The 3,347-nt window shown below is 47.8% G+C and carries 4 protein-coding genes and 1 pseudogene; all 5 read right to left on the reverse strand.

Annotation, left to right across the window (positions count from 1 at the left end; all coding sequences use genetic code 11):
- Nucleotides 1–569: 569 nt before the first annotated feature.
- Nucleotides 570–1,397 carry an IS30 family transposase gene (locus DWZ82_RS15430; RefSeq protein ID WP_227110441.1) on the reverse strand — a complete coding sequence of 276 codons (828 nt, stop codon included), beginning with the start codon at nt 1,395–1,397 and terminating at the stop codon, nt 570–572.
- A 20-nt stretch (nt 1,398–1,417) separates the two neighbouring features.
- Nucleotides 1,418–1,573, reverse strand: a pseudogene (locus DWZ82_RS16135) (hypothetical protein); the annotation flags it as partial.
- Nucleotides 1,574–1,627: 54 nt separating this feature from the next.
- The gene (locus tag DWZ82_RS13250; protein ID WP_118481193.1) at nt 1,628–2,692 is read right to left on the reverse strand and encodes a hypothetical protein; all 1,065 of its coding nucleotides are present in this window, start codon (nt 2,690–2,692) and stop codon (nt 1,628–1,630) included.
- Between the two features lies 1 nt (nt 2,693).
- Entirely contained in the window at nt 2,694–2,897 is a 204-nt protein-coding gene (locus DWZ82_RS13255) for a hypothetical protein (protein WP_118481194.1), read from the reverse strand.
- Nucleotides 2,898–3,079: 182 nt separating this feature from the next.
- The gene (locus DWZ82_RS13260) at nt 3,080–3,250 is read right to left on the reverse strand and encodes a helix-turn-helix domain-containing protein (RefSeq protein WP_118481195.1); all 171 of its coding nucleotides are present in this window, start codon (nt 3,248–3,250) and stop codon (nt 3,080–3,082) included.
- Nucleotides 3,251–3,347: the final 97 nt, after the last annotated feature.

Below are 3,347 nucleotides of genomic sequence, written 5' to 3' on the forward strand. Positions count from 1 at the left end.
CGTGGTAGACACCAGTTTTTCACGAATTACATCATAAAACTAAATACCGTAAAAAGTACAGAAAAAGAGCTTCAAACGTAAGTTTGAAGCTCTTTAACTTGGTGCGGATGGGGGGACTTGAACCCCCACGTCCTTGCGAACACTAGCACCTGAAGATACGATTTTTGTGCATATAACCAGCTGCAAAATGAATAGAACGAGTATAAAACTTGATTTTTGTGCTGAATATGCGTTGGTTTGATGAAAAAACGCAATTATCAATACTGAAAAATTCGAGAAAAAACCAGCAGGAAATCGGTATATTCTGGTAGAAAATCTATTTTGCAGAGGAATTTTTGCTTGGAAATACAATCTATTAGACACATATTAGACAGCTGTGCGCCTATACGACAATGGGGAGTGTGTGAGAAAAACTCTGTAAATAAGATTCTTCTATGATAATTAAGGGCGCAAATTGCAAGTACAAGTTGGACACCTGCACGGTAGAACTAAGTGAATCAGAGCGTCGAGGAACTCGTCAAACAGTTCCTCCGGGGTACGGTAGCCGAGTTTCTTGCGAGGCCGTCCATTTAATTCATCAGCTGCAGCCAAGATATACTCGGCAGAGAAAGCCTCAATGGACACGCCCTTCGGAACGAAGGCTCGAAACAGCCCGTTATGACGTTCGTTTTGGGGACGTTCCCACGAGGTGTAGGGATGCGTAAAGTAGACTGCACAGCCTCAGTTCTCGACCTGGGCGAAGCCGGAGAACTCCGAGCCTTGTCCACGGTAATGGTCTTGAAGACCTGTGAGAACTTGTCTCCGAATTCTTCCCTGAGTGACTGCATGGCGTTCAGAACGGAGTCTGCATCCTTGCCGGGAATCCGGATGGCAATATAGTTCTCCGTTGTCTTCTCCAACAGGGAGAGGACAACAGCCTCTTTGCCAGCCCTCTTGCCGACCACGGTGTCACTTTCCCAATGACCTTCCTCGATGCGCAGAGCCGCGATCTCAGACCTCTGGGAAATGTCTGTGCCGAAGTTCTTCTTGTGTTCACGGGGCTTGGAGTCCTTGTGCTGCTTGCGTTTCATGGCTTCGGGCAGTTCTGTCACAGACAAGTCCAGGCTGCCCGCCCAGACCTCATTGTAAAGCGTGTGGGTGCAGACCATCTCCTCTGCTGAAAACAGCCCGTGCAGACGAGCATATCCGACGCAGGCATCCAACGACCACTTGTGTTCTTTGACCTGTTCCATTATCCAGCGAATGAAGCGAGTGCAGTGACAGATTCGGTGTGGTTTCCGAGAACGCTTTCTGTTAGCCTTGTAGGCCGCTTCTCCGCGCCTTGCCGAGTATCCGGGCTGCTCTTTCGGGGCGGCGTGCCGCGCTTTAGCTCGTTTCCAACGGTGGTTGGTGAACATCCGATTGCTCTGGCAATGGCTCTGTTCGTGTAGCCTGCGTTCTTGAGCTGCTGGATCGCTCCTCGTTCCTCTCGCTGTAAGTGCTGTCCCTTCTTGCGTTCTACCAATTCTGTGATATAATCTTGGCAGTCCATAGTGATTGCCCTCCCTTGGAAGAAGTTGTGTGCAAACTTCATTCTACCATGTGGGGAAAATCACTATGGATTTTTTCTTAGGTGTCCAACTTCATTTTACAATCGACCAACAAGGACAAATTTCAATTCTTCGATTTCTGATTTATCCTTTAGTGTAGCTGGCTGAATGCCGAGTTTTTCAAACTGCTTGCGAACAGTGCGGAGCTGGCTTTCGGATAGCTCGCTGTTTTTCACAGCCTGTGCATAGCTTTTGCAGTCGGACAGCTTTTCGACAAGCAGCCGCATATTTGTACGAGTTGAAGCATGTTTCACGGTCTCAATCTTCGCCATACAGTCCGAATACCGCACAAACGGCAGGTCTGCGTGCAGCAGTTCCATATAAGAACGGATGGTGTCCTCGGACTCGTCCATGACCGTTTGCAGGATTTTCCTGTTGCTGCCCTTGACTTCATCGGACAGTCCGCGCTTGAACTTCGCGCCCGAGCGGGACACCTCAAACCGCAGCATTGGTGCATCGTAGTCCTCGAGCAAATCCTCCTCCATCAGCTGAAACGTCTTATCATAGACCGTCAGCGTGGTCGTTTTGCAGCAAATCCGCCACGAATGTTCATTCTTTTTCTTATGATTGGGAAATTTCTTGCCGAAAGTACACAGCTCGTATTTCTTCATATATGGGCTGCGGCGAATGACACGCAGGGCCTCATCAACCCATTTCTGCGACTCGGGGAAGAAGTCCAGACAGCAATCAACGCGTGAAAGCGTCAGCTGCTCAAAATCGCAGTTCAGACCGATTTCATACAGCAGTTCTGTCATCTCTCTGTCAAGCGTTTTCAGCTGATTTTCCGTCGCGGTGAACACTTTCTTGGGTGAATATTTTCCGTGAAGCAAAGTATGAGGATTGAGCCGAAAACGTATAGAACAGGCGATATTTTTGCTCGCTTTGTTCTTGCTGCGCTTCTGCTTGTACAGATAAAGTACGATGCCCTGACCGCAGTATGAGGTGCAGATATACTTCTCGATGCCTTTGTCAGAATGATATGTCGCGTCCGGGTAGAGTTTACCGAAATTCAGACTTTTCAGATGCTGAAACACCTTGTCGAAGTCCTTCTTAGACACTCTGTGAAATAATTCAATCGTATGGATACCATATCGAAACTCCATTTCACTCACCCTCCTTCGCAAAACAGCCGATTACGGCGTCATGCAGATCGTCCGATGATTCACAGATTGCATACAGCTCATTTACGGCATCGATCGCGCGTTCATCCGTATTTGAGATGATGTCAAGGTTCATCTGAAAATCGGCGTCATTCCAGAGCAGCAGCGCCTTTGCGCGTTTGCTGTCGCGCCCGGCTCTGCCTGCCATCTGATAGAACGACGCTACGCTGAACGGCAGCTCAGATTGCCAATCTGGAACATCAGCGAAAATATATCAGCCAAATTTTTCATCTTCCACAGGATCAAATCATGTTCTACAGCGCGAAAGAAAAACTTTATCTGGATGTGTTGATGCGGAAAATATATGGATGTATGATACGATAAGGATTTTCACAGATTTTCCTCAAAAAACTCCATAATTCCCGCTCTGAGCACTCTCCACTCCCTGCCGACTTTCACGGCAGGGAGTTCTTCGTTTGCAATCATCTTGCGGACCTGCTGGCGTGTTGTCTTGAGCAGGACGGCCGTCTCCTTGACGGTTAGGATTTCATCGTTCGACATGGTAAAACCTCCTTGACATGGGTGAAAGCACATTTCACTTTAATTCATGTATACTTATTCTAATGTTGGCGATTGAACGTCAAATCATGCTGTTTAA

Origin of the sequence: Butyricicoccus sp. AF35-5AC, from assembly GCF_003477715.1 — a bacterium.
Lineage (GTDB): Bacteria > Bacillota > Clostridia > Oscillospirales > Butyricicoccaceae > Agathobaculum > Agathobaculum butyriciproducens.